The sequence below is a fragment of the Paenibacillus massiliensis subsp. panacisoli DSM 21345 genome (assembly GCF_000426545.1).
In the GTDB taxonomy this organism is placed as follows: Bacteria; Bacillota; Bacilli; order Paenibacillales; family Paenibacillaceae; genus Paenibacillus; species Paenibacillus panacisoli.
The window spans coordinates 136,735-161,988 of the sequence record NZ_AUFO01000018.1 but is presented as its reverse complement, the minus strand read 5'-3'; the positions used below and the strand labels follow the sequence as shown (position 1 = coordinate 161,988).

Sequence of the window (25,254 nt, the reverse complement as noted above, 5' to 3'; positions counted from 1 at the left end):
CAAGGCCCGTTGGTCAAGGGGTTAAGACACCTCCCTTTCACGGAGGTAACAGGGGTTCGAATCCCCTACGGGTCATAAGGCTATCCCATAGCCGATGAAAGATGAGAACCCCTAATGGTTCGTCGGAGTATAAGCTTCGATAGAAATACATCGCAGTCGACTCACATCGTGAGGCGCATCCCCTTTGGGTCATATCATTAATTTTTTATTTGTTGAGAAAAAATGGACGCAATGTAAAATTAGTTGATAATTGGTATGCAGATGTGTTACTATATATTAGATAATTAACTTTGGAGGCTTAGCTCAGCTGGGAGAGCATCTGCCTTACAAGCAGAGGGTCGGGGGTTCGATCCCCTCAGCCTCCACCATAATTTAATATCGCGGGGTGGAGCAGTTCGGTAGCTCGTCGGGCTCATAACCCGAAGGTCACAGGTTCAAATCCTGTCCCCGCAATTATCTTTCAAGAAATTGAAAGTTGTTTCATGGAACTGTGGTGTAGAGGCCTAACATGCCTGCCTGTCACGCAGGAGATCGCGGGTTCGAATCCCGTCAGTTCCGCCATTATTACAATTGAATAATGTGATTTCTTAATTACATGGCAGATCATTACGTAGGTAAGGCTCGGTAGCTCAGTCGGTAGAGCAGAGGACTGAAAATCCTCGTGTCGGCGGTTCGATTCCGTCCCGAGCCACCATATAACTTGTAATTAAGTATTACGCCGGTGTAGCTCAACTGGTAGAGCAACTGACTTGTAATCAGTAGGTTGGGGGTTCAAGTCCTCTCGCCGGCACCATCCATGGAGGATTAGCGAAGTGGCCAAACGCATCAGACTGTAAATCTGCTCCCTTACGGGTTCGGTGGTTCGAATCCATCATCCTCCACCAGTTTTTTAGGGGCATAGTTTAAAGGTAGAACAGCGGTCTCCAAAACCGTTAGTGTGGGTTCAATTCCTGCTGCCCCTGCCAATCACATTTTAAATATGGCGATCGTGGCGAAGTGGTTAACGCACCGGTTTGTGGATCCGGCACTCGGGGGTTCAATTCCCCTCGATCGCCCTTTTTGTTTTAAAGCTTAATGGGGATTAGCCAAGCGGTAAGGCAACGGACTTTGACTCCGTCATGCATAGGTTCAAATCCTATATCCCCAGCCATTACATGCGGACGTGGCTCAGCGGTAGAGCATCGCCTTGCCAAGGCGAGGGTCGCGGGTTCGATTCCCGTCGTCCGCTTTGTATATTATGGCGCCATAGCCAAGTGGTAAGGCACAGCTCTGCAAAAGCTTTATCCCCAGTTCGAATCTGGGTGGCGCCTCCATAGGCTATTATTTTATACTACGCCGGCGTGGCGGAATGGCAGACGCGCTCGACTCAAAATCGAGTGGGAAACCGTGGAGGTTCGAGTCCTCTCGCCGGTATACTTTAACAGAGAACAGCTCATTAGAAATAATATCTAATGAGCTGTTCTTATTTTGTGTACTTCATTTGATTGGCTGAAGTTTCTTTAGGTCTTTGTCGGAGTTCTGAGCCTCCTGATAGCATGGTTTATGCCATGAAGAATAAAGCAGCGAGCTACTGCTTGCCATTCTTGATATATCAGCAGGCAGTTATACGCCCAGCAAACACTCCAGTATGTCGGCTCGTAGCTGTAGCAGCTCAGGCTCCTTTAGCGAACGGTTTCTTTGAGGTGTGGGGATTGTATAACGATGTGCAATCATCCCCGGATTTTTAGACAGAATAATGATCTCATTCCCTAGCAGCAAGGCCTCATCAATATCATGAGTGACCAGCACAATGGAGCATCGACTGCGCTCCCATAAAGAAATCAATTGTTGTACCAGCTCAAACCGAAGATGATAATCCAAGGAATGAAATGGTTCGTCCATGAGCAGTAAGTTCCCTCCATAGTAGAAAGCGCGAGCAATAGAGCATCGTTGGCGCATCCCACCAGATAGCTGATCAGGGTAGTGGTCATGGTAGTTAGCCAAACCCACCTCATTTAGCAAGGCTTGAATATCCTCCTGCACGGCATCACCTTTGACGAAAGCAATGTTTTCCCTTACGGTGGACCAGGGAAGCAGGCGATCCTCCTGAAAGACATAGGAGATTTTCAGCTCAGCCTGAAGCGTAATTGCACCTGCATCTATGGGCTCTGCCTGAGAGAGAATATTCAGTAATGTTGATTTACCAGCCCCGGAAGGGCCAAGCACACAAATAATCTTTTGCTGCTCAATAGTAAGGTCTATGTTGTCCAGAATGGTCGTACCTTCATAGCGTTTTGTGACTCCGTGTAGCTTGAGCATCCTTTACCGCATCCTTCACCGTATTTATTGAATGGATTGAACTATTGAATGGTTTTGACTCTGCTGCGGAATAGAATAGAAATAAGCCATTTGATGATATTCCAGAGCACAGCCATGAACAAAGCTAGCGCAAGCACCTTCTGTGTATCCAGATTCGTTCTCGCATCAGAGAGTAGTCCTCCGATACCGTTCACCGAGGTTAAGAGCTCAGCCATAACAGCCAATTTCCAGCCGAGGCCAGCAGAAGTAATCATTCCTGATTTGAAGTAGTTGCGCAAGGAAGGCAGAATGATGCTAGATACTACTTTTCGCCGAGGAACATTGAACACTTTGGCCATTCGGATTAACTGGTGATCAATATCTACAAAGCCTTCATATAGATTGGTGAATAACACAGGTGTAGTAGAGAGCACGATTATGAAAATAGAAGGTACGTCCGTAAGACCGAACCAGATAATGGCGATCCCGAGCCAGGCAATGGGAGGCACCGATTGCATAACATCAATGAGTGGCTCCACATAAGGCTTCCAACGGGGCTGTAGGCCAATGATTAGTCCCAGATTACCGCCAATTAGTAGTACACAGACCATACCGATCAGCAGCTTAATCAAGGTACGATAGACAGCATGATAAAAGGTGATATCTCCAAGGTAGGTGATAGCAGCTCGAATAGTATCCAGTGGTCCCGGAAGAATGAAAGGCTCCATCTGAAGGGCAAGCAGCTGCCATAGCAAGAGTAGGAGCAGCAGAGATAGTCCTTTTTTGCTAAGGCTGATAATAGAATGTCTCATCCGGGAGCTTGCCTCCAATGCTATCCTTGCTGTATTCGAACAGCGTCTCGTAGTACTTGGTCAGAACCTCCTTGCTCTCCCAGGCAGGGGCGAACTCCAGTGCCATATGCGGAATCGCCTTCTCTACGACCGCGCTATCCAGCTTGAAATATTTATTAGCAAGCAACGCCGCCTCTCGGGGGTTGTCCAATGTCCATTGCAGCGCCTGCTTATATTCCTCTTGGAAGCGTGCAACGAGCTCTGGATCACTAGCGATTACAGACTGTTTAGTGGCTAGTCCTGCGTTCGGTAAATCGGTAGTGAGTTGCGTGACTTCCTGCCACTCCTTCTTGTAATCCACGATCGAGCGTACCTGGTCATTTTTCATCTGAATTGCCGTAATTTGTGGCTGAATGCTAACGATAGTGGAAGCTTTATCCGATAACAGCAACTGCGCCCCTTCTGCAATCTGACTGTATTGCAGTGTAACGTCTTTCCCTGGAATCAGTCCATTGTGCTTCAAAAAGGTCTGTGTGATGTAATCCACTGGGGAGGATTTCATAGGAACATATAGCACGGTACCCTGAAGGTCCTTCCACTCCTTAACAGAGGGGTCTGTTGTCACCATTCCCATGACTGACCAGGTATTGATATTCATGAGGGACAGGTCCATTCCCTTGTTGTACATAATGACCGCGTTATTGAGCGGCAAGGCTAAGAAGCTGACATTTTTGTCTTTTGCCAATGCGCCCAGAGTGTCCATGCTCTCCCATGTCTTGAATTCAATCTGTACGTTCTCGCCCATAGCATGAGAATCTATCATTCTTAAGATGGGCAATGATGGAGGTGATTGTGGCCCACCTACCGTAAGAGTCGTCGTTTCATCCACAGTTCCATTCATAGTTCCACTTATAGTCGTGCTTGTACTTGTGGATGTATTTGCATTCTCAGCATTAGGAGTAGCAGTAGATGCAGAGGCAGATTCACCAGAGACTAATGTCGTCGATGATATTGAAGTATCGTTATTAGCTGAATTATTTTGATTCGCAGCAGGCTGTGAGCCGCATCCCCCTAATAATATTAATAGAGTGAGCAAGCAGCACATGAATACTATAGGTGTGTATTTAAAATTCATAGCAGAAGTCCTTTCATGGTATATCTTTTTTATTACATATATTTCGTTTTATCTTTTTTTCTATTTATTTTGGTTGTAAATCTTTAGTTACGTTCATTCTTAGCTGTGTAGATTCCCAACTGTGTAAATTCTCACCCGTTTAGATTATCGACATTTTTATTGATAACCATTCTCAGCAAGGGATGAAATAATTACCTACCATGAATACATGATAAGTAATGGGGGAGCAGTTAAGACTTGCGGCTGCATACAGCAATATACTGAAGATCCTTTCCCGACGTATTGAAGAAGGAATACATTTTTTTGAATTGAGTCCGATTTTCTTTTTTTAAGCCATTTTTGAAAATGCGCATGGCACCCCAGAAGCCTTCGTCCCGAATCAGTCCAGGTAGCCTCATAAGCGACATATCACCTGAAGCGTGGGACACCTTGGAGAAGCCGGCTCCATAAAATAACTGTTCCCATCTTGACATGGGTAGCGGCTCAACCTGAACATTTATAGTACCGCGAAGTTCAGTCAGTAGTTCAGTCATGTGTTCCTTGGTAAAGGTAATATCATGCGTAAGCAGAATCCCGCCCGGCTTCAGGACTCTGTAGTATTCAGTGACAGCCTTCTCCTTGGCCGCCTGATTCAGCATCGTCAGCATCGCTTCATTGACAATGACATCGAAGCTTTCATCAGCAAAGGGAAGCTTCATCGCATTAGCCTGCTGTACTTGAATGTAATTCTCCAGACCTGCTTCCTGAATATTGCGCTGGGCCTTCTCTAGCGCCTTGGGGTCCATATCAATGCCTGTAATTCGGCACTGGTAGCGTTGAGCCAACTGAATGGATGTTGTACACATATTGCAGGCTACCTCCAGCACCTGGCTGTCCTTACCCAGCTGTGCTTGCTGAATAAGCCAGTTCGTAGCTACGACTCCACCAGGGCGTAATCTCTTCTTTCCAAGCTTGACGAGAAAGTTATGCCCGACTTCCCTTTTCATGCTCTTCACTCCTTATGAATTAGGTTTGACTACGACCAACAGCATCTGGAAGGCCACCAGTGCATAGAGCGCATGGGGAACATTGGCAGGCATGACAATGCTCTCACCAGCGTTTACAATATATTTGTCCTCTCCGATTGTGATCTCTGTCTGTCCAGACAGTACATGAACCATCGCATCACCTGGGGAAGAGTGTCCACCAATGGAGGCACCCTGATCCAGAGAAAGCAGAGTCATGGCCAGGCTGGGGCGTTGTACCAAAGTGAGACTGGATACCTGCTGCTCCTCTACGGTAATGATGTCCTTCAGATCAATGACTGCCGATACTGGCAGTTTTTTAATGTATTCACCTTGCTTCATGGTGTATCCCTCCTGAGTTATAGGCTAATTTGTAAAAATATACATGACTTGCTGGCCTCGAATTCATGCCATGTATGGGCAGGAACGATGATGGACATCCCTGTCGTGAGGCTACGCGCTTGTCCAGCGACCATCATGGACAGTTCTCCGTCTAACACCTGAATTAATTTATGGAGCGGTGATGTCTCGGCACTAATTGTCTCTTGCTGATCCATGGCATATAGCACCCATTCCTGCTCTGTAGCAGCCCCATCCGGATGGACTGGGAGTGACAGATTCCTGCTGGCAATGCGTCCTGGCTTGATGTCGATGAGATCCTTCAAATAAAACACACTGCTATCGGTAAGCTTGTTCATTCGATCCTCCTGCTGTATTGAATGCTACCCTATATCTGATATAATAAAGAGTGTGATGAGAATTATTCTCATTTGTTTAAGTGTAGCAGAGTAATCCACATAACTCGGTTGCCATGGCAACAGGAGGCTGACAACATGCAAAAATATTTCAATATCATAAGCAGCACGATTTTATTTAAAGGCTTTGCTGATCAAGAGGTTCATCAGGCTCTGAGCTGTCTGGAGGGAAGCATCAGAGACTTCGATAAGAAAGAGGTCATCTTCCGCAAAGAGGATGTACTGGATGCTGTCGGCATCATACTCAATGGTCAGGTGCTCTTATGCAAGGAGAATGTGTCAGGGATGCGTTTTATCTTCTCTGAGCTGGTGGATGGAGATATCGTGGGGGAGACTGCCATGCGTCTAACACGAGAGCACAGTGGCTATGAGGCTATTGCAGGCTCGGAATGCAAGATCCTGTTCATTAAAATGAATAAAATCGTACGTCCCTATGAACAGACTTGCCATCTGCGCGGAAGAATTATTGAGAATTTGCTCACGCTTTTACTGGAGAATAACCGCTTGATCTATCAGAAGCTGGATCTTGTGTCACATAAGTCTCTAAGGGACAGAATTATGCATTATTTAACGCTTGAGGCCAAGAAGAATAATGCCACGAGCTTTACCATACCATTTTCCCGCAGTGATCTTGCCGATTATCTTACAGTAGACCGCAGTGCCTTGTCCCGTGAGCTGCAGCGGATGGCGCAGGAGGGGCTGATTCGCTTTTCCAAAAATCAGTTCGAGCTGTTGGATGCTGAGCATCAGCTGCCAATTAGTGAATTCTAGCTGGGTATACACCGTGCCCACCTTCCACAGGGCTAATATACTAAAGTGTCTAAAGACTGATCGTGGGAGGAAAGCGGTGTGAGAATTGATCTTGGCTGTGGTACGAATAAGCATCCCGGATACTTTGGAATTGATCGGCTGGAGCTTCCGGGGGTGGACTTGGTATGTGATATCAATGAGCCGATTCCATTGCCGGATGATTCGGTGGAATTTGTGATGGCTAGCCGCTCGCTACCCTATGTAGAGGATATCATGCAGGTGCTGGCTGATCTCTACCGGATGTGTATGCATAAGGCTGTGATGTGTATTCTTGCTCCTTATGCCCATCATTATAATCATATTGTTAATCCTCATCTCAAACAAAAATTCGATGAATCCAGCCCCATATACTGGACCCCCCACTTTTATGAGCCTACACTAGGACCACGTTGCCCTAAGCCTACTTCTTATGCAAGGTATGATAATAGCACGGCCCCCGCATTTGATTTTCGCCTATTACGAATGGAGCTACAGTACCAGCCTCCCTTTGTCCCTCCTTTATATGAACTGGAGGAGCTTGAGATGCTTCAGCGCATCCAACCGAATGTAGTGGATGAGATCCTGTATTATGTGGTTGCCGTGAAGCAGCCGGCCTCGGAGCGGGAGTTGGAATGGATGAGCAGGCAGACCTATCCGCTTCCATCTGTGCTTCGTTCCCCGTCACCATTGGGAATTGAAGAATCACTCGGATAATTCTCTATGGATAGACATGGATCGATAAATGCAGCATAGGTATAGGGTTGAGGACCGAGTTCCGCAACAAGGGACAATACATTCGGCTAAAGGGGGGAGAATTATTCCTCTCATCGTTCGAGCTACCTTTAACGCTACAGGTGCCATCAAGTTCACGGGTAACACGTTAGGATTAAGCCGGTCTGATACAACTGGTGTACCAGGAATACAGGACAGCATTGGTGCGTTTACTACGACGAATACAGCCTCCGTCTTCGGCACATATCCAGCAGGCACAACGAGTCTATATACTAGCAACAGCTCATCGGCGCAATTAGTGCTGCCTTCGGGCAATACAGTATTATATGCCGAATTGATCTGGGGAGGCTCGTACATAAATGGAACCGTCAATCTTAGCGCCGCGATCAACAATCCCGTCTCCTTCACGACTCCTGCCGGAACATCCAGCATTACTCCAGACTCAGCTACTGCCAACCAGGTGGATCTGGGAAATGGTGCATTTGCGTTTGTTCGATCGGCAAATGTAACCTCGCTTGTACAGCAGGGGATGAGTGGTGCCTATACGACGAGTGGGGTTGTCGGTACCATTGTCGTGGCCAATGATCCAACAGCCAATCATGCGGGCTGGACACTTGGGGTTATTTATCAGAATCCATCGTTGCCCTTTCGCAACATGTCCATCCGTGCAGGTGCTGTTCTGGTACAGTCTACTTCAGGGCCAGTTAATACAACAATAACAGGCTTTGCTACGCCAGTGACTGGAGCTCTTGGGGGAAGAGCCCTGTTCAGTGCGCAGGAGGGAGATGCGAACCGGACGGGAGATCAGGCTCTGTTCGGCCCCACTTCTTCAACTCTTGCAGCGCTGTCGGGGCCGAACAATTTTGCGAATAACTTCTTTGCTTCACAGATCAACAACGATGCGGGGCAACTAAATACGACAGGCACCTTCGGTACCCGCAATCAGACGAATGGAGCTCCAGGCAGCAACATTTCTGGTGGGCGGCAGGGATGGGACATCACGAACGTGGATGTATCTGCTCGCCTGGTGAACAATCAATCATCTGCTGTACTAAGTCTTACTACGTCCGGGGATGCGTATGTCGTCAACGCCAACGCCATTCAAGTTAACATTAATGCGCCTCAGATCAATGTGACCAAAAGCGCTAACGTATCCGGAGTCGTGAACGGAGACCCGATCACTTACACCGTGACTGTTAGCAATACAGGCACTGCCGGTGCAGCAAGTATCGTGCTGTCTGACGTATTGCCAGCTAGCGCAACCCTAGTACCGGGTAGTGTCACTGTTGGGGGAACGTCCAGACCAACGGCTGATATAACGACTGGTGTATCTCTGGGCTCACTTGGCCTTGCGTCATCCATAACAGTTACATATCGGGCTAATGTAACGTCAATCCCGCAGCCACAGCAGTTGGTTAATGCGGCAAATGCCGCCTTTACGTTCCAGAGCGTAGCCGGAGGGCCCATCATCTCCGGGGTCATTCCATCGAATTCGGTAACCACACCTGTATATGCACCAATACTCAGCATCGCCAAAACGGCAAATGTTGCGAATGCCACGGTTGGGAATACGGTCACCTATAGGATGGAGATTACAAATAGCGGGAATATCGGGGCAGCTACAACGATTAGCGATAACATTCCTGCAGGTAGTACGTTCGTACCGGGTAGTGTCACCATTAATGGTACTCCTGCTGCCGGAGCGAACCCACTGAACGGCTTCTCTGTCGGCACCATCGGTGCTGGTCAGACTACCGTTGTAACCTTTCAGGTCCTGGTCAACTCCTTGCCTTCGCCACCACAGCTAGTGGATCAGGCAGCAGCTGCATATACGTTCCAGCCACCGGATGGCCGTACAGTATCAGGATCTGCCACATCCAATACGTTAACGTTGCCCGTACAGCTTCCGAATCCTGCTGGCTGTCTTGGGCTTATCCGTATTCGTGAATGCGATGGATTGGTTACGTACAGTCCTCATGGTGCTCGGCGTCTTATTCCTGGGATATATGGGCTATGTCATGTGGCGATCTAAGAGCGGGGTGAAGGAGCAGCATATAGTCCCACTGTCGATGAGACAGCAGATAATCTTTACCGTCTCAGTCTCATTATTGAACCCGCATGCGATTCTGGATACAGTAGGTGTCATCGGTACCAGCTCATTACGTTACGATCATACAGAGCTGATCTTGTTCACTAGTGCTTGTATTCTGGTCTCTTGGATCTGGTTCTTCATCCTGGCTATAGCGGGACGCTTATTGAAGCATCTGGATGGGTCAGGCAAGTTATTAGTCTTCATGAACAAAGGCTCGGCAATATTCATCTGGTTGATGGCGTTATGGCTGATGTTGGATATGATTCGCTGAATTTTGAAAATTAGATGAACAAAATCATAATTAGGCTCATACACTGGCTAAAAGCATAGGTATGGGCTTTTTTTCTATCAAAAAGTTGCGTCTGGTAAAAAAAATTAGTCTTAAGAAAGAAAAACGTTGACATTTTGGTTGATAGAAAGTAATTTAAACGTATAAAAGATATTTTCCCTAAGGAAAAATTATTTACAAAAATAGTAATTTATTAAGCTGGCAGCATAAATACTAAGATGAGAGTGGAGGAAGCGAGAGATGAGAATTAACAGATGGAAGAACAAGAGGCGTATGATTACAGGACTTATACTAGCCATGTCATTGGCCATCTCTGCCTGCTCCAGTGGCCAGAGCCAAGATAACGCAGTGGATGGAGACAAGATTCAAGTCGTGACAACCATTGCCCAGATTGCCGAGCCTATGTCCGTCATTGGTGGAGATCGTGTTGTGGTGGATAGTCTCATGGGGCCAGGAGTAGATCCACACTTGTACAATGCTACCCAGGGGGATATAGCCAAGCTGGAGAGCAGTGATATCGTGCTGTACAGTGGACTTCATCTGGAGGCGAATATGGTACGGGTCTTTGAGGAGATCGGCAAGAACAAGCCCGTATTAGCCTTAAGCGATAGCATCCCGGACGATCAGCGTCTGAAGGACGAGACGGGAGCTACAGATCCTCATGTCTGGTTCGATATTGAACTGTGGAAGCAAGCGCTTGAGGCAGGAACGGAGGAGCTCAAGCAATATGCTCCAGAGGACGCGGACTATTTTGAAGCGAACAAGGTTAAGTATTTTGAAGAGCTGGATGCCTTGAAGGCCGAAGCGTCCGAGAAGCTGGGGCAGATTCCTGCTGAGAAGCGTGTGCTGGTAACGGCGCATGACGCTTTTGGTTATTTTGGACGGATGCATGACATGCAGGTTGTTGGCCTACAGGGGTTGAGTACGGAGGCTGAGATCGGCTTATCCGATATTGAGAACACTATTCGAATTCTGATGGAGCATCAGGTTCCGGCTGTTTTTGTAGAGAGTAGCATCAATCCTTCATCGATCAATGCGGTCATTGAAGGGGCTCAGAAGGAAGGTCTTCAGGTGCGTGAAGGTGGGAACCTCTATTCTGATGCGATGGGTGATGCAGGCACGGAGGAAGGCACATACATCGGAATGTACCGTCACAATGTAGATACGATCTATACTGCATTAAGTAAAGGAAGTGAGTAGCATGTCAGTACTACAGGTGGAGAATCTATCCGCAGCCTACCGCAGGAACAAGGTGTTGGACCAAGTTAACTTTCAGGTAGAGCCAGGAACACTGACCAGCATTATCGGTCCCAATGGCGCCGGGAAATCAACACTGCTCAAGGTCATGCTGGAGCTGCATCCCCGCTTGGCCGGTAATGTATCGTATTTTGACGCTTCATATACTAAGTCCAAGGCTCGGATCGGTTATGTGCCGCAGCGGGGTTCGGTGGATTGGGATTTTCCAACCCATGCGCTGGATGTCGTTACGATGGGCCTGTACGGCAAGATCGGCTGGCTGAAGTGGCCTCGGAAATCGCATAAAGAACGAGCTATGACAGCTCTTGAGCAAATGGGAATGGGAGACTATGCCTCCCGTCAGATTAGCCAGCTCTCCGGAGGGCAGCAGCAGCGCGTATTTTTGGCGAGAGCCTTGGTGCAGGATGCTGATCTGTATTTTCTGGATGAACCACTGGCTGGTGTGGATGCCGCGACTGAACGGGCTATTATGGCGACACTGAACATGCTGAAGAGCCAAGGCAAGACGGTGCTGGTCGTCCATCATGATCTGCAGACTGTAGAGGATTACTTCGATCATGTATTGCTGCTGAACCGGACAGTAATCGCTCATGGTCCGACGGAGACCACCTTTACCCAGGAAAATATCTACCAGACCTATGGCGGAGTCATCCGCTGGATGGGAGAGCGATCCGGATGATGCTACAGCTATCTTCTAACGCACAGTGGGTGCTGCTAAGCACATTAATTCTGGGTACTGCGGCGGGTTTGCTCGGATGCTTTGCTTATTGGAAGCGACAAAGCCTTCTGAGTGATACGCTGTCTCATGCAGCTCTGCCAGGAGTGGTCATTGCCTTTGCCCTTGCTGGAACGAAGAACCTGCCCATCATGATGCTGGGAGCGACCATCAGTGCCTTACTCGGAGCGTTGCTGGTGCACTGGATTCGATCGTCCAGCCGTGTCAAAGAGGATGCAGCTATGGGAATTGTGCTATCCGTGTTCTTCGGACTGGGCATCATGCTAATGACGATCGTCAGCCGGACAGCCGGGGCTAGTCAGAGCGGTCTGGATAGCTTCATCTTTGGGCAGGCCGCTGCGATGGTACGCAAGGATGTGCTGATCATGTCAGGACTTGCGATGCTGGTGCTGCTGATCGTATTCATTGGCTTCAAGGAATGGAAGCTGTTCCTGTTCGATCCGGACTTTGCGAAGGGCTTAGGATTGTCCAGCCGCTGGATGAATATTCTGTATGTAGGGGCTATGGTGCTGGTGATTGTCGTTGGCATTCAGGCTGTGGGCGTAATTCTCATGGCTGCACTTCTGATCATTCCTGCGGTGAGCGCTCGGTACTGGACTCAATCCTTCAAATGGATGCTTGCCTTGTCCGCACTATTCGGTGGAGGCTCAGGCATGCTGGGAACCCTGATTAGTACCTTTGGGAATGGATGGCCTACCGGGCCTTTCATCGTCATATCGGCTTCGTGCATTTTCGTGATATCCTTGGCCTTCGGTATTCGTAAAGGATTATTGGTGCTGTGGATACAACAACGTATACAGCAGCGGTTACAGAGCAGGGAATACAGTAGAGTGCAGCACCGCCAGAGCCTCGCAGAGAAGGGGGAATCAAGATGAGCTACGCAGGCTGGATTTTATTAACGTCATCGCTGGTCGGCCTATCCTGTGGAATCATTGGCACCCTCTTGATATTACGGAGAATGGCGATGATGGCGGATGCCATCAGCCATACTGTACTGCTCGGAATTGTGGTCGCCTATATGGTCACACGTGAGCTGAGTGGTGTGCATATGCTCATAGGTGCGGTGATTGCGGGCTTGCTGACATCGGTGTTGGTGCAGTGGTTTCACTCGCGAGGGGTACAGCAGGAGGCATCTATTGGCGTCGTGTTCACAACTCTTTTTGCGATCGGGGTCGTTCTGATTGCCACACAGGTCGGGAATGCCCATTTGGACATCAAGCATGCGCTGATGGGGGAGATCACGTTCATCCCTTGGGAAAAGACAACCGTGCCTTGGTTGGGAGAGATTCCAGAGGCTGTGCTTCTGCTGACTGTTGTGCTGTGTATCGTTGTTGTCGTGATCTTGGCCTTCTATAAGGAATGGAAGATTACTTCGTTCGATCCTGCACTGGCTGCCAGCCTGGGGATTCCTGTCGTGCTGATGCATTATATTTTCATGTCTCTCGTCTCGGTTACGACCGTAGCAGCTTTTGATGCCGTTGGAGCTATTATGGTCGTCGCTATGCTGATTACCCCTGCTGCGTCAGCCTATCTGTGGACCGACCGCTTATCTATTATGTTCGTGTTGAGTGGGACTTTCGGGGTGATCTCAGCTGTACTGGGGTATTATGTGGCAACCTGGCTGGATACGTCGATCTCAGGTTCGATGGCTTTTGCGACTGGAATTGTATTCATGGTTAGTTTCTTGTGCTCACCAACCCATGGTCTACTGTCTAGATTCATTCGTCCTGCTACTTCTACCTCGAAGGAGCAGCATGTCGCTGGTTAAATAGGTTCAGCCTCGTTAATGTGATTCGACATCATGATTCGTTATACTAGTTTCTAAATCATTATTTTTCAAGAAAATAACGAAAGCAGGGATATTGCATCCCTGCTTTTTTGGTCTGACTACTTGAGGTTCAGATAATGTACATTTATGAACACATATTAGTCAATTTGGAATGGTGTCCATGAGAGATTGGAAGGTCAAGTCGGACTATTGTATTCAGTCTTTAGTGGGAGGTTCGTCTTGCTCAGTGAGGCAAACTGAGACCTTTTTCGCATTTTTCATGCGCTTCATACCCTCTTACCTGAAGTTATATTATAATAATTCTACTTCCTAAGACTGGAAATTAAATCAGTGCCTAATTGACAGACGTATCTTCGGGCAGACGGCTGTCTATGAACCATTCCGGTCCAGTCACATTGACAATCTCATGTTGCATGAAGCTGTACGAGATGGTAATGCTCTCTTCCTCGTGGCCCTTGACATATCCATAAAGGAACACTCTTGAGCGATTTGCAGAATCCTCAATCTCGTAACTATTCATTACAAAATCGGCGTCGTAGTGCTGTTTGATATGCTGTACTCCAGCTGCGAGGGCCTGATCTAAGATTTGTTGTTCTTCTTGCTTTGACATGTGGGAACATCCTCCTAACAAGCTTGCCATGATGATAAATGATAGGGTGACCAAAGTAATTCGTTTCAAGTAGATTCTCCTTTGCCAGCATGTTGCGTCCAAGACTTGAAAAGATGAGGCGTGCATAAGGACTATGCAGAATACTACTTTTTTGGAAAGCACCTCTTGTTTGAAACTTTATAATATATTTTCTAAATAGACAAGGCGGGATACATACATGACTTTCATAGATGACAAAACATATTGGACTATAGCAGACAGCACCTATGATCGCTCGCTTGCTCCTGGACAGAAGCTGGAGAATCCGCCGGGCTGGAAAGTAGTGAGGCCAGAAGGGGCATTGCTTCACGATACAGAGGGCTCAGGCTTCGACGCTGAGGTGTTCCATAATGAGGAGACTAATCAGATAATCATCGGCTACCGGGGAACAGAACCAACCGATCGTCCCTTTTATAGCAGGCTTGTGGACTATGAGACTGACCTTAATGATGTGGTATTCGGTCGAGTCAAGAACTTAGAGGGTCTGAATAAGTATGTGGAGGAGAATCCAGAGGAAATCAAAAAACTGCCCCTAACGATGCAAGAGCATATCAGACAATATGACGCTCAGTACGAACATAATAATCAGTTCAAGCAGGCTATGGATCTATACGATGTTGTCCAACAGCAGTATCCAAAGTCTGAAATATCAACGACAGGGCACTCTTTAGGAGGGGCTTTAGCGGAATATGTGGCTGTGCGAAACAGTATTTCCTCTGCGAGCTACAATGCTCCTGGAATTGTTCATTTACTGCCTGAGGATTTGCAGAGGAGGTCGAAGGCCGGAGAATTTAATAAAACCAATGTAGCCTACGTGCATCCAGCGGATGGTATTGGTTCAGGTGTAGGAGATGCTCAGCCACATGTAGGTGCTACCTACTATACCGACTTCACCTTTGAAGAAGCCAACCAGGTAGACCATCCCCTTTTCAAATCGCTCAAGAATCTCACTTTGCGAGATCAGCAAATTGCCAGTCTAATATTGGGGCCAGAGAATGTCCAGAAGATGTTCGATTCTGAGAATCTGCCTAAGGTTCGTCAGGGACCCGTAGAAAAATTCTTTTCTTCCATTATTGGAGAAGATGCGCCCCATAAGATGGACAACTTCACATTTGATCGAGATACAGGCGACATTAGCAACAAGCTGTTCACAATGGATGGGCAGCCTGTGAGTGGTAATCCACGCAGGCAGGCTTATGAGGACAGGATGGCTGCAAGAGCAGTATTCCAGGAGGCCGTAGGGGATCTTCTGGGGCGATATGGGCCACAGGCCGTAGCAGGTGGACAATTGGCAGCGGCAGGCCTGGCTGCGCATCTGCAGGGAACACTGGCAGCTCAAGCAGGAGTGTATTTCATTGGACGAAAAGATGGCGGGACCATTCAACTAACACCGGAGGAGCTGCGACATGCAGCCAAGCAGATGCGGGGAAGCCTGGACGGGTTCGCGAATGACACACAAGCGTCCATCCAGCTATTTCAGGCCCAGATCGGTACAAGCGAGAGTCAGTCTCTGACGCCAATCGCCTATAATGCTACAGCGACACTGCAGCGTATCAATCGTTGGTATCAGGAGTCCATCCTAGAGATTGCAGAGTACATTGATCGTAAGGGTGAGGAGTTTATTGCTATTGACCAGTGAATCTGGCTGTAAGGAAACCATGAGCAGCTTGATGAATTTAACAGCGAGTCTTGGGTGACAAAATGTTGAAGCAGCATGTACAGGGGGCATAAGACATGAGCAGAATATCCGTATCTTTATCCGATCTTAGAAGAGCAGTCCAGCAGTGTGAACAATTAAGGCAGAGATTGCAGCAGCAGGAGCAGCAGATGCGGAGCATCTACACCCGTTTACAGGAATGGAGAGGGGAATCGGCACTTGAGCTGTCCCGTAAAATGGAGGCATTCGTACAGGGAGCATCCGCCCGAATGCAGGAGCTAGAGTCTCATAAGGCAGAGCTTGAGAGCTATATACGCAAGATGGAAGCGGCGGATCGCGAGGAAAGAAGACAGCGTCAGGCGCAATAAGCTATTTTCAGGCATGTCACTTCTAAGAGGCGCGTTGAAGGATTATGAGATGCGGAAATTGGATATAGATGATATAGAAAGCGGCAATCTCCAGAAATGAAGATGAGCCGCTTTCTGCTTGTTGGACCGATTTTTGCACGCAAACCTACTATTTATACAACGAGAATGATATAACAAGCTCCAGTGCCGATTATCATTTTATCTATTTATATCGAAAGAAGCGCTCTGACTGTCGTTTCGATCTCCTTAACCTCGACATGAGCTGCTTCGGCCTGTGTACGTCCTTTAATCTCCACCATGCCTTCTCCTACCCGTTTGCCGACAATGATGCGGACGGGAACCCCGATGAGATCGGCATCTTTAAATTTGACGCCTGGGCGTTCGTCCCTGTCGTCCAATAGAACCTCCAGGCCCTGCTGTTGTAGTTGCTGGTACAATTCAGCGGCTAGCTCCTGCTGTGCATGATCGGCGCTAGAGACAGGGATAATGTGCACCTGAAAAGGAGCGATGCTCACGGGCCAGATGATACCATGCTCATCATGGCTTTGCTCTACTACAGCGGACAAAATTCGTGAGACGCCAATGCCGTAGCATCCCATGATAAATGGTTGTTCTTTCCCTGTTGTATCCAGATAGCGGGCCCCGAGTTGTTCGCTGTATTTGGTTCCTAGCTTGAAGACGTGTCCGATCTCAATTCCTTTATCAAATTCAAGAGCTTCACCGCAATGCGGGCATCGATCTCCTTCGTGCACATTACGCAGATCATGCACGCGATCAAGAGCAAAGTCTCGCCCAGGCACTACATGAACATAGTGATAATCCACGGCATTCGCCCCGGCTATGGCTTGTCTCAACAAGGCAACCTCATGGTCTATAAGCAAGGGGAGATTCAGTCCCACAGGGCCCGCAAATCCGGGGGGTATCCCAGTTGTGGCATTCAGCTGAGTGTGCTCAGCCAGCTCCAGCTCATGGCAATTCAGTACACTTTTCAACTTCAGCTCATTCACTTCATGATCGCCGCGGACCAGCACAGCTATGTATTGCTGGTCAGCTTTGTAAATTAACGTTTTGATGATTAGCTGAGGAGCCACACCTGTGAATGCTGTCAATTCAGCAATCGACTTGATGCCTGGGGTATGCATGCGCGCTATGGCCTCTACCTGATTAGCTGTCGGATTACTTGTAGGCTCGTCCGAAGCAACATGGATTGATTTTCCCGACACTTCCGATATGTTCACTTGTTGGCTGCGTGCAGTAGCCTTCTCCAGATTAGCGGCATAGTCACAGGAGGAGCAGGACACAATCGTATCTTCCCCAATCTTGGCGAGCGCCATGAATTCATGAGTCTCGCCCTCCCCACCAATCGTACCGGCATCCGCTTCGACGGCTCGGAAGTTCAAGCCAAGCCGTTCGAAAATGTGGGTATACGCCTGATACATCCTCCAGTAGGATTCATTAAGACTCTCCCAATCAGCGTCAAAGGAGTAAGCATCCTTCATCATGAACTCGCGGCCCCGCATGAGTCCAAAGCGTGGTCTGCGCTCATCACGGAATTTGGTCTGAATCTGATACAAGATGACAGGTAATTTACGATAGGAGGATATTTCGTCCGCGGCCAGGACGGTCACGACTTCTTCGTGTGTAGGTCCGAGTGCAAATTCACGCTGATGACGATCCTGAAGCCGCATAAGCTCCGGTCCATAATCTCCATATCTACCAGAGCTGTGCCATAGCTCCGCAGGCTGCAGGGCCGGCATTAGAATCTCCTGAGCTCCCGCTGCATCCATTTCCTGTCTGATAATCTGAGCGACCTTATGTAGCACCCTGAGCCCAAGGGGCAGATAGGTGTATATTCCTGCTGCGACTTGTCTGATCAATCCAGCTCGTACAAGGAGCTGATGACTCATAACCTCGGCTTCAGTAGGAGCTTCTCTAAGAGTAGGAATAAGAAGATGCTGCTGGCGCAAAACGGATCACTCCTCGGATAGTTATGTATTCGTTTCGTCAATTGGAATATTCTAGATGAAGAATTACATCTATTAAAGCATATTTCATTCCTGCTTCAAAGGAAGATTCTCGCATCGGCAAGCTATGAGAGCACCGGATGTATTCCATTCTTGGACTTGATGAATCCCCCACTTATGCCAGCTTGAATAGTGGTGTTCTGCACCAGCCAGGCCGTGTACCGTCTGAAGTCCTGCGCGATCCCCGACCTGAGTCTAGGTTCAAAAACCGTCCACGGTCCGTTTTGAAAAATCGAAATTTTCTCTAGAATAAGGACATAAGGTTGAGACATACACAAGCAACCGGAACTGAACCCGTATCGTAAAGATACAATAAGGATGCATATCAAGAAAGGCGGTGATAAAGCAATGAGATGGAATAAAGGAAATAGTCTGGCGATTATACTGATTGTCGTAGGTTCCCTGATGTTGCTGAGCAGCTTCACCCCTGTGTTTGGACATCTGGTAAGAGAACTGATGGGATATCTAATCCCAGTAGCGATGGTTGCACTTGGCTACTACGGCGTGAAGAGAGGCAATACCGTAGCAGGTTGGATAATTCTGATCATCGGTCTGCTGATTCTACTCGGCAAGCTGTCCTGGTTGATCGGGCCGCTGCTCGCAATCGCATTGATCTTCTTTGGAATTAACATGTTGAAGAATCGGCGCAGACATTACTGAGCCCAGTGAAAGGAGCATATGAGAATGAGTGTATTTCGTCGAATGCGGGACATTACGGTAGCTACCTTGAATGAAAATCTGGAGCAGAGCCAAGATCCCGTCCGTATGATCGATCAATTTCTATATAATACTCGCAAGGATATTGAGCAGGCTGAGCGCTTGCATCAGCAATATGCAGGCCATACCCGGCAAATGAAGCAGCAGATGGATCAGGCTGTGACGATGAAGCTCAAGCGAGAGGAGCAAGCCATGCTCGCTATCAAGGCAGAGGAGGAGCATGTAGCTAAGCTGGCCCTGCAGGAGAAGATCCTCTATGAAGAGAAGGCTGAGCAATACAGTGAGCTGTGGGAACAAAGCCGTGAATCACTTCGCGAATTGGAGCTGCAGCTGGAGGAGCTTCGCTCGGAATACCAGGCTGTATACAGCAAGCGCCAATATTATGTAGCACGGATGCAGACATTGAACCTGCAGCGGCAAATGAACGAACGGGCCAGTACATATGGCGGACGCAACGTACCGCGTATGTTCGACCGACTGGCTGACCGAATTGCGGATATGGAAGCTGAGACGTATTCCTTACGAGACCTGAGACGCTCAGACAATGCTTATTCGCAGGATGGACTCCGGCAGCCTTCGGTTCTGGAGCAGGAGCTCGCCCGACTGAAAGATAAACTGGGCAAGCAAGGAAAGGAGTAGAACGGGTATGAGTAAGTTGTACAGATCCACAACGGATCGAATGATTACCGGTATTGCCGGTGGATTGTCTAACGTATTCGGTATTGATTCCACATGGATTCGGATCTTGCTGGTGATCAGCATTTTCCTGACAAGCGGTCTTACGATTCTGATCTACTTGATCGCTGCTATGGTCATTCCCAAGGAGCCCTACGGTCCGTATAACGGACTTGGCGGGATGAACTACCAGCAAGGGCCTAATTATAACCAGGGTGGATATAACGGTGGAGGATACGGACAATCCAATTCTTTTCACAAGCCGCCCCAATCCAACCAGCAGCCTTATTCTCAAGGAGGCAACCCGGATCTGGATTCGATGATGGAGGATATAGAGAAGAAGGCTATGAAGAAGGAAATAGAAGAACTGCGCAAAAAATTATCCAGCTACGAGAAGGGAGAACGTTAATTATGGGAATCTTTAAAAGAATGAAGGATATGACTAGAGCATCTGTGAATGATATTTTGGATAAAGTAGAAGACCCAATTGTGATGTTGAACCAATATCTGCGTGATATGGAATCTGAAATTCATGAGGCAGAGGTCACAGTAGCGAAGCAAATGGCTAGTGAGCGTCGCATGAAGCAGCGTCTGGAGGAAGCGGACAGAATGGCTGCTGAACGTGAGCGCCAGGCTGAAGCAGCACTGCGTAATGGCCAGGAGGATGTTGCCCGCAAGCTGCTTGAGGAGAAGATCTACTTCAACCAAAAGCAGGATGAATTCCGCGAATTGCATCTTCAGGCAGAAGAGCAAGTCAAAGACCTTGTACAGCAACTGCATGATATGAAGGACGAATTCTACAAAATGCGCAACAAGCGCAACGAGCTTGTATCCCGTGCCCAAATGGCTAATGCCAAGAAGCAAATGAACTCCATCAGCAGCGTTCACTCCATTGAGAGCGGAAGTGCTTCGCTCGGATTCCATCGCATGGAAGAGAAAATCATGCAGATGGAGGCGGAAGCAGATGTGATGCGTGCCCCATATCGCTCGAATGGTACGTACACCAACCCTGCTGAAGCAGAGCGCAATTTCAAGGTAGATGAGCAATTGGAGCAGCTGAGAAGCAAGCTGAACAAAACAGAGCAGCCTAAGACTGATTCCAAGGAATAACTATTCAGATCCACGTGCACTATGATATGCTGAAGCGAATGGGCCTAAGGCATTGAATGGAGAGAAGCCATGCGGGGCAGGTCGCCCCGTAATGGCTTTTCTGTCGCAAGAGACCAGGGGATACTACGAGATGAACAGGAGGTGCGGCATGCTTACACGAAATCGAATGATGGTAATTACTGTCCTGGTCATTGGGATTCTACTACTTACAGGTCGTTGGATGGGCTTCTTCACGATTGTCGCACTTTTGCTCATCTTGCTTGGTCTATATAAGCTGCACAAGGGGAAGATCAAGAAGGGCTATACCTTTATGGCTGTCGGCGGCGGTCTGATTGTATTGGATAATCTGCTGCTGGTATTCGGCTTGATTGCTATTTCGTTAGGAGTATACTATTGGCGTAGTCGCAAGCTGCACCCGCAGGGGACAGCACTGTTCAAGCAGAACTTCATGTCCAACTACCGCTGGGATGAGATTCCTTGGACCTTGCAGGATACGAGCGTGTGGCATGTTATTGGTGAAATGAAGGCAGACTTGTCTCTGGCACTGCCAGAGGAGCGGGATACGGTCTTCTTCACGCAGGGAGTGCTGGGAGATGTGGAGTTCAGGATTCCAGAATACTATGGTGTGGAGATTGAAGCCTTCGTCATGTTCGGACAGATTCAGCTTGGAAGAGATCGGGATGCAGGAGCACTCAACCGCGTATCCTGGAGATCCCCAAATTATGATACATGTGAATTCAAAGTCAAGGTCATCGTGTCTTATGTTGTAGGCGATGTCCGCATTCATTTCAAATAATACAGGAGGGGCCTATAATGAACGATCATAAAACATCGAACATGATTACTCGCAGTATGGGCGAAGGCATCCTCCTGTGTGTATTTTTAGGATCAGCCCTGCTATATATGCTGTATACATATGGTTATTTGGATTTATCCACGACTTGGCGGGATCTGCTGAACCTCGCAGCTGCAATGCTTCTGCCCCTGATTGGGATCGGGGCCTGCTATGGCTTCTACCAGAGCTATCGAGTGAAGCGGAAGCTGGAGATGATGCGAGAGACACTGCTCATGTGGGAGAAGGGGAGTCCCTCCCGCGAGCTGCCGGAGCTAGGACGGGATGAGATCGGCAGACTGGGAGAGCAATTAGGGCGGATTGCCCGTAAATGGGAGGAGCAGGTATCCTCGCTGCAGCGTTTATCTACAAATAATGCCCAATTGGCTGAGCAGGCAAGAGTATCAGCTATCGTAGAAGAGAGGCAGCGTCTGGCACGTGAGCTGCATGATGCCGTCTCTCAGCAGCTATTCGCCATATCAATGACGGCTACAGCTGTAGGGCGGACATTAGACAAGGATTTTGACAAGGCCAAGCGTCAGGTCGCGTTGATTGAGGAAATGTCGGCCGTAGCACAGTCTGAAATGCGTGCATTGCTGCTGCATTTGCGACCTGTGTATCTGGAGGGTAAGCATCTGGAGCAAGGACTCAGGGAGCTTGTGAAGGAATTGGAGCTCAAGGTGCCCATGGAGATCGACTTTGAGATGGATAGCAGCATCCGGCTGGTCAAGGGCGTCGAGAATCATCTGTTCCGTATTATACAGGAGGCCATGTCCAACACACTGCGGCATGCCAAGGCTACGCGCATGGAGATACGCATTCAAGAGCGGGATGAGGCTATACGGGTCATGATCCGGGACAATGGTGTCGGGTTCGAGCTGGATGAGCGCAAGCAGGCTTCATATGGATTGTCCACCATGCAGGAACGGATTAGCGAGGTAGGAGGGGCCATCCAATTCGTGACGGCACCTGGCAAAGGAACGCGGATTGAGATGACTGTGCCAGTGATGAATGAAGAGATTAAGGGAGGGAATGAGCATGTCCAATGAAGATGAACATCCGATTCAGGTATTGCTGGTGGATGACCACGAGATGGTCCGGATCGGGCTGGCCGCTGTACTTGGGACTGAGGACGGTATCGAGGTTGTTGGCGAAGCTGGCAGTGGTGAGGAAGGAATCCGTCTGGCGGAGGAGTATAAACCTGACGTCATCCTGATGGATCTGGTTATGGATGGAATGGACGGCATTGAGACGACGCGACGGGTACTCCAGATCCTGCCCCAGTGCAAGGTGATCGTGCTGACGAGCTATCTGGATGATGAGAAAATGTATCCTGTCATTGAAGCTGGTGCCTTCAGCTATCTGCTCAAGACCTCCCGTGCTGGAGAGATCGCTGACGCGATTCGTGCGGCATCCCGTGGACAGTCTGTACTGGAGTCCCAGGTAGCTTCCAAAATGATGGATCGTTTCCGTCAGCCTCAGGAGGCTGCTCCGGCGCATGCTGATCTTACCGAGCGAGAGATGGAAGTGCTACGATTGCTTGCGCAGGGAAAATCCAATCAGGATATTGCGGATGATCTGATCATCGGTGTGAAGACCGTTAAGTTCCACATTACGAATCTGCTGTCCAAATTAGGTGTGGAGGATCGGACACAGGCAGCCATTTATGCATACAAGAATGGTCTGGCGGAATGATAATAAGATGAAGCGAAAAACCGGAGGCATGGTGGTCTGCGGTTTTTTTCATTCCATAAACAATTCTTATAGCTCACAAGATAGCATGAAGAATGTGGAATATGCTACACTGTAGCCAATTACATTTCACAATACTCTAACAAGAAAAGGAAAGAATAAGCCATGGCTGATAACCTAAGAGAAGATACGATGCAAACACCAGGCGCGGTATTTTTTATTTTTGGGGCAACGGGAGATCTGGCTCGTCGCAAATTGTTTCCTGCTATATATAGTCTATACCGGGAGGGCAAGCTGGCAGAGGATTTTGCCGTTGTTGGCGTAGCACGCCGTCCCCGCAGTCCCGAGGAGTTCCGTAATGACCTCTACGAGTCCATTCAGGAGTTCTGCCGCTACAAGGCTAATCATGATGAACAGTGGCAGCAATTCGCCGAGCATTTTGAATATAAGTCGCTGGATATTAACAATGTTGATGGCTTCCGCGAGCTGCGTGAGCAGACGGAACGGCTGGAATCGAAGTTCGGTATTCCCGGCAATCGGCTCTTCTACCTGGCATTGGCCCCAGAACTCTTTGGCAGTGTGTCGAACAGTCTTCAGCAAGGCGGCATGCTAGATGGGAACGGCTGGAATCGTCTGGTTATCGAGAAGCCGTTCGGCTATAACCTCGAATCTGCTCGTAAGCTGAACGAAGAGATCCGCCAGGTATTTGAGGAAGAGGAGATCTATCGAATCGATCATTACCTCGGGAAAGAAATGGTTCAGAACATTGAGGTAATCCGGTTCGGTAACGCATTCTTCGAGCCACTTTGGAATAATAAGCACATCGCTAATATACAGATCACACTAGGGGAGACGGTTGGTGTCGAGGAGCGTGGTGGCTACTACGACCATTCCGGTGCTCTGCGTGATATGGGACAGAACCATATGCTGCAGATGTTGACCATGATTGCTATGGAGCCACCAAGCCGCCTTCTGCCCGAGGATATTCGGGACGAGAAGGTGAAGGTGCTGCGCTCGCTGCGTCCCTTCGAATCGGCGGACGATGTGCGAAGCAACGTCGTGCGCGGGCAATACACGGAGGGGACGCACCGCGGTCAACAACTGAAGGGGTACCGTCAGGAAGATAAAGTCGATCCGGAATCCTCAACCGAGACGTACTTTGCAGCAAAAGTGTTCGTTGATAATTTCCGCTGGGCAGGCGTGCCCTTCTACCTGCGTACAGGCAAGCGTCTACCTGTCAAGACCACGGAGGTTGTCGTTGAGTTCAAGAGCACGCCAAACAAGGTCTATCTGGGTCAAAAATATAATCTGGAGCCCAACCTGCTCGTCATTCGAGTGAATCCGATGGAGGGCATCTACATCAAAATCAATGCCAAGAAGCCAGGCTCGGAATCCGAGATTGAGCCGCTTGCTATGGATTTCTGCCAAAGCTGCATGATCGGTATCAATTCTCCTGAGGCATATGAGCGTCTGCTGCATGATGCGGCTGAAGGAGACTCGACCTACTTTACTCGTTGGGATGAGGTGGCGACAGCCTGGTCCTATGTGGACCGCATAGCACAGGCATGGCAGGAGACACCAGACAGCCTGGAGCATTATCCAGTAGGCTCGTGGGGGCCTGAAGCAGCGGACGAATTGCTCCGCAAGGACGGCTATCACTGGTGGCCTGTGAACGGTCAGGACGAAGACCGGGTCGTATGGCGCATGAGCTAGTCTAAGACAGGCACCATTAGCATCCAAGGTGCATAAGGTATTGCAGGTCTCTCGGGAGCGAGGGTACTTTCCATCATCCTCATACGTTATAAACGTGTGGGGATGATTTGCGTTCGTTAGAGGATGATTTGTGTGGCAAATATGGTATAATAACTAGGATTTGCTTAAGTC

At 48.6% G+C, this 25,254-nt stretch carries 26 protein-coding genes and 13 tRNA genes; 31 read left to right on the top strand and 8 right to left on the bottom strand.

The annotated features are described in order from the left end of the window. Positions 1 to 3: 3 nt before the first annotated feature. From K331_RS0115810 to K331_RS0115745, 13 genes are all read left to right on the top strand, one after another. Positions 4 to 75, top strand: a tRNA-Glu gene (locus K331_RS0115810). Positions 76 to 292: 217 nt separating this feature from the next. After that, positions 293 to 368, top strand: a tRNA-Val gene (locus tag K331_RS0115805). Positions 369 to 379: 11 nt separating this feature from the next. Beyond that, positions 380 to 453 (top strand) — tRNA-Met (locus K331_RS0115800). 31 nt (positions 454 to 484) lie between these two features. Continuing rightward, positions 485 to 561 (top strand) — tRNA-Asp (locus tag K331_RS0115795). 57 nt (positions 562 to 618) lie between these two features. Continuing rightward, positions 619 to 694: transfer RNA gene (locus K331_RS0115790), tRNA-Phe, on the top strand. Positions 695 to 717: 23 nt separating this feature from the next. Then, positions 718 to 793 (top strand) — tRNA-Thr (locus tag K331_RS0115785). Between the two features lie 5 nt (positions 794 to 798). Continuing rightward, positions 799 to 884 (top strand) — tRNA-Tyr (locus K331_RS0115780). Between the two features lie 7 nt (positions 885 to 891). Continuing rightward, positions 892 to 965: transfer RNA gene (locus K331_RS0115775), tRNA-Trp, on the top strand. A 17-nt stretch (positions 966 to 982) separates the two neighbouring features. After that, positions 983 to 1,055: transfer RNA gene (locus K331_RS0115770), tRNA-His, on the top strand. A gap of 20 nt (positions 1,056 to 1,075) precedes the next feature. After that, positions 1,076 to 1,150: transfer RNA gene (locus K331_RS0115760), tRNA-Gln, on the top strand. 6 nt (positions 1,151 to 1,156) lie between these two features. Then, a tRNA-Gly gene (locus K331_RS0115755) sits at positions 1,157 to 1,228 on the top strand. Positions 1,229 to 1,239: 11 nt separating this feature from the next. Continuing rightward, positions 1,240 to 1,313, top strand: a tRNA-Cys gene (locus tag K331_RS0115750). Positions 1,314 to 1,334: 21 nt separating this feature from the next. Further along, positions 1,335 to 1,413, top strand: a tRNA-Leu gene (locus K331_RS0115745). Positions 1,414 to 1,602: 189 nt separating this feature from the next. On the opposite strand, the gene K331_RS0115740 is transcribed toward K331_RS0115745, so the two are convergent. The 6 genes from K331_RS0115740 to K331_RS0115715 all read right to left on the bottom strand — a co-directional run bounded on the left by K331_RS0115740 (position 1,603) and on the right by K331_RS0115715 (position 5,905). Next, a complete protein-coding gene (locus K331_RS0115740) occupies positions 1,603 to 2,298 on the bottom strand; it encodes an ABC transporter ATP-binding protein (RefSeq protein ID WP_028591040.1) in 696 nt (231 codons plus the stop codon). A gap of 41 nt (positions 2,299 to 2,339) precedes the next feature. Beyond that, positions 2,340 to 3,089, bottom strand: a complete 750-nt coding sequence (locus tag K331_RS0115735; protein ID WP_028591039.1) for an ABC transporter permease — start codon at positions 3,087 to 3,089, stop codon at positions 2,340 to 2,342. After that, positions 3,064 to 3,969, bottom strand: coding sequence for an ABC transporter substrate-binding protein (locus K331_RS29715; RefSeq protein ID WP_226383611.1), 906 nt, complete (start codon positions 3,967 to 3,969; stop codon positions 3,064 to 3,066). The genes K331_RS0115735 and K331_RS29715 overlap by 26 nt, the downstream gene beginning before the upstream one ends. A 464-nt stretch (positions 3,970 to 4,433) precedes the next feature. Next, complete coding sequence (locus K331_RS0115725; protein WP_028591037.1) at positions 4,434 to 5,189, bottom strand: class I SAM-dependent methyltransferase; 756 nt, start codon at positions 5,187 to 5,189, stop codon at positions 4,434 to 4,436. Between the two features lie 12 nt (positions 5,190 to 5,201). Then, a complete protein-coding gene (locus tag K331_RS0115720; protein ID WP_028591036.1) occupies positions 5,202 to 5,549 on the bottom strand; it encodes a cupin domain-containing protein in 348 nt (115 codons plus the stop codon). 17 nt (positions 5,550 to 5,566) lie between these two features. Then, positions 5,567 to 5,905 carry a cupin domain-containing protein gene (locus tag K331_RS0115715; protein ID WP_036635046.1) on the bottom strand — a complete coding sequence of 113 codons (339 nt, stop codon included), beginning with the start codon at positions 5,903 to 5,905 and terminating at the stop codon, positions 5,567 to 5,569. A 135-nt stretch (positions 5,906 to 6,040) separates the two neighbouring features. Between K331_RS0115715 and K331_RS0115710 the strand changes: the two genes are divergently transcribed. The 8 genes from K331_RS0115710 (at position 6,041) to K331_RS0115675 (ending at position 13,625) form a co-directional block, all read left to right on the top strand. After that, positions 6,041 to 6,733 carry a Crp/Fnr family transcriptional regulator gene (locus K331_RS0115710; protein WP_028591034.1) on the top strand — a complete coding sequence of 231 codons (693 nt, stop codon included), beginning with the start codon at positions 6,041 to 6,043 and terminating at the stop codon, positions 6,731 to 6,733. Between the two features lie 78 nt (positions 6,734 to 6,811). Next, positions 6,812 to 7,465, top strand: coding sequence for a class I SAM-dependent methyltransferase (locus K331_RS0115705; RefSeq protein ID WP_028591033.1), 654 nt, complete (start codon positions 6,812 to 6,814; stop codon positions 7,463 to 7,465). A 28-nt stretch (positions 7,466 to 7,493) separates the two neighbouring features. Next, positions 7,494 to 9,515: a DUF11 domain-containing protein gene (locus K331_RS0115700; RefSeq protein WP_028591032.1), complete on the top strand. Its 2,022-nt coding sequence runs from the start codon at positions 7,494 to 7,496 to the stop codon at positions 9,513 to 9,515. Continuing rightward, on the top strand, positions 9,436 to 9,846 hold the full coding sequence (locus K331_RS29710) for a LysE/ArgO family amino acid transporter (protein ID WP_264177756.1): 411 nt from the start codon (positions 9,436 to 9,438) through the stop codon (positions 9,844 to 9,846). Before K331_RS0115700 ends, K331_RS29710 begins: the two co-directional genes overlap by 80 nt. Positions 9,847 to 10,104: 258 nt before the next feature. Then, positions 10,105 to 11,064: a metal ABC transporter solute-binding protein, Zn/Mn family gene (locus K331_RS0115690; protein ID WP_028591031.1), complete on the top strand. Its 960-nt coding sequence runs from the start codon at positions 10,105 to 10,107 to the stop codon at positions 11,062 to 11,064. A 1-nt stretch (position 11,065) separates the two neighbouring features. After that, positions 11,066 to 11,800, top strand: a complete 735-nt coding sequence (locus K331_RS0115685) for a metal ABC transporter ATP-binding protein (RefSeq protein WP_028591030.1) — start codon at positions 11,066 to 11,068, stop codon at positions 11,798 to 11,800. Beyond that, positions 11,797 to 12,732: a metal ABC transporter permease gene (locus K331_RS0115680; RefSeq protein WP_036635043.1), complete on the top strand. Its 936-nt coding sequence runs from the start codon at positions 11,797 to 11,799 to the stop codon at positions 12,730 to 12,732. The genes K331_RS0115685 and K331_RS0115680 overlap by 4 nt, the downstream gene beginning before the upstream one ends. Then, the gene (locus tag K331_RS0115675) at positions 12,729 to 13,625 is read left to right on the top strand and encodes a metal ABC transporter permease (protein ID WP_028591028.1); all 897 of its coding nucleotides are present in this window, start codon (positions 12,729 to 12,731) and stop codon (positions 13,623 to 13,625) included. The genes K331_RS0115680 and K331_RS0115675 overlap by 4 nt, the downstream gene beginning before the upstream one ends. A gap of 355 nt (positions 13,626 to 13,980) precedes the next feature. Here K331_RS0115675 and K331_RS29705 read toward each other — a convergent pair whose 3' ends face one another. Continuing rightward, the gene (locus K331_RS29705; protein ID WP_028591027.1) at positions 13,981 to 14,256 is read right to left on the bottom strand and encodes a hypothetical protein; all 276 of its coding nucleotides are present in this window, start codon (positions 14,254 to 14,256) and stop codon (positions 13,981 to 13,983) included. A gap of 217 nt (positions 14,257 to 14,473) precedes the next feature. Here K331_RS29705 and K331_RS0115665 point away from each other — a divergent pair, with 217 nt between their 5' ends. Continuing rightward, entirely contained in the window at positions 14,474 to 15,934 is a 1,461-nt protein-coding gene (locus tag K331_RS0115665) for a lipase family protein (RefSeq protein WP_028591026.1), read from the top strand. A gap of 95 nt (positions 15,935 to 16,029) precedes the next feature. Continuing rightward, positions 16,030 to 16,320: a hypothetical protein gene (locus K331_RS0115660; protein ID WP_018885688.1), complete on the top strand. Its 291-nt coding sequence runs from the start codon at positions 16,030 to 16,032 to the stop codon at positions 16,318 to 16,320. A 206-nt stretch (positions 16,321 to 16,526) separates the two neighbouring features. On the opposite strand, the gene K331_RS0115655 is transcribed toward K331_RS0115660, so the two are convergent. Continuing rightward, positions 16,527 to 18,287 (bottom strand): proline--tRNA ligase, encoded by a 1,761-nt coding sequence (locus K331_RS0115655; protein WP_028591025.1) that lies wholly within the window; start codon positions 18,285 to 18,287, stop codon positions 16,527 to 16,529. Positions 18,288 to 18,692: 405 nt separating this feature from the next. On the opposite strand from K331_RS0115655, the gene K331_RS0115650 reads away from it, so the two are divergent. The 8 genes from K331_RS0115650 to zwf all read left to right on the top strand — a co-directional run bounded on the left by K331_RS0115650 (position 18,693) and on the right by zwf (position 25,083). Then, the gene (locus tag K331_RS0115650) at positions 18,693 to 19,004 is read left to right on the top strand and encodes a LiaF transmembrane domain-containing protein (RefSeq protein WP_025676927.1); all 312 of its coding nucleotides are present in this window, start codon (positions 18,693 to 18,695) and stop codon (positions 19,002 to 19,004) included. A 24-nt stretch (positions 19,005 to 19,028) separates the two neighbouring features. Further along, positions 19,029 to 19,700 carry a PspA/IM30 family protein gene (locus tag K331_RS0115645; protein ID WP_025676926.1) on the top strand — a complete coding sequence of 224 codons (672 nt, stop codon included), beginning with the start codon at positions 19,029 to 19,031 and terminating at the stop codon, positions 19,698 to 19,700. Positions 19,701 to 19,707: 7 nt separating this feature from the next. After that, positions 19,708 to 20,145, top strand: coding sequence for a PspC domain-containing protein (locus tag K331_RS0115640; protein ID WP_018885684.1), 438 nt, complete (start codon positions 19,708 to 19,710; stop codon positions 20,143 to 20,145). A 2-nt stretch (positions 20,146 to 20,147) separates the two neighbouring features. Continuing rightward, a complete protein-coding gene (locus tag K331_RS0115635; RefSeq protein WP_025676921.1) occupies positions 20,148 to 20,846 on the top strand; it encodes a PspA/IM30 family protein in 699 nt (232 codons plus the stop codon). A 148-nt stretch (positions 20,847 to 20,994) separates the two neighbouring features. Beyond that, positions 20,995 to 21,642, top strand: coding sequence for a cell wall-active antibiotics response protein LiaF (gene liaF, locus K331_RS0115630; protein ID WP_028591024.1), 648 nt, complete (start codon positions 20,995 to 20,997; stop codon positions 21,640 to 21,642). A gap of 17 nt (positions 21,643 to 21,659) precedes the next feature. Beyond that, positions 21,660 to 22,727: a sensor histidine kinase gene (locus K331_RS0115625; RefSeq protein WP_028591023.1), complete on the top strand. Its 1,068-nt coding sequence runs from the start codon at positions 21,660 to 21,662 to the stop codon at positions 22,725 to 22,727. Next, positions 22,717 to 23,373 carry a response regulator gene (locus K331_RS0115620; RefSeq protein ID WP_018885680.1) on the top strand — a complete coding sequence of 219 codons (657 nt, stop codon included), beginning with the start codon at positions 22,717 to 22,719 and terminating at the stop codon, positions 23,371 to 23,373. Before K331_RS0115625 ends, K331_RS0115620 begins: the two co-directional genes overlap by 11 nt. 162 nt (positions 23,374 to 23,535) lie before the next feature. Beyond that, the gene (gene zwf / locus K331_RS0115615; protein ID WP_028591022.1) at positions 23,536 to 25,083 is read left to right on the top strand and encodes a glucose-6-phosphate dehydrogenase; all 1,548 of its coding nucleotides are present in this window, start codon (positions 23,536 to 23,538) and stop codon (positions 25,081 to 25,083) included. Positions 25,084 to 25,254 lie beyond the last annotated feature (171 nt).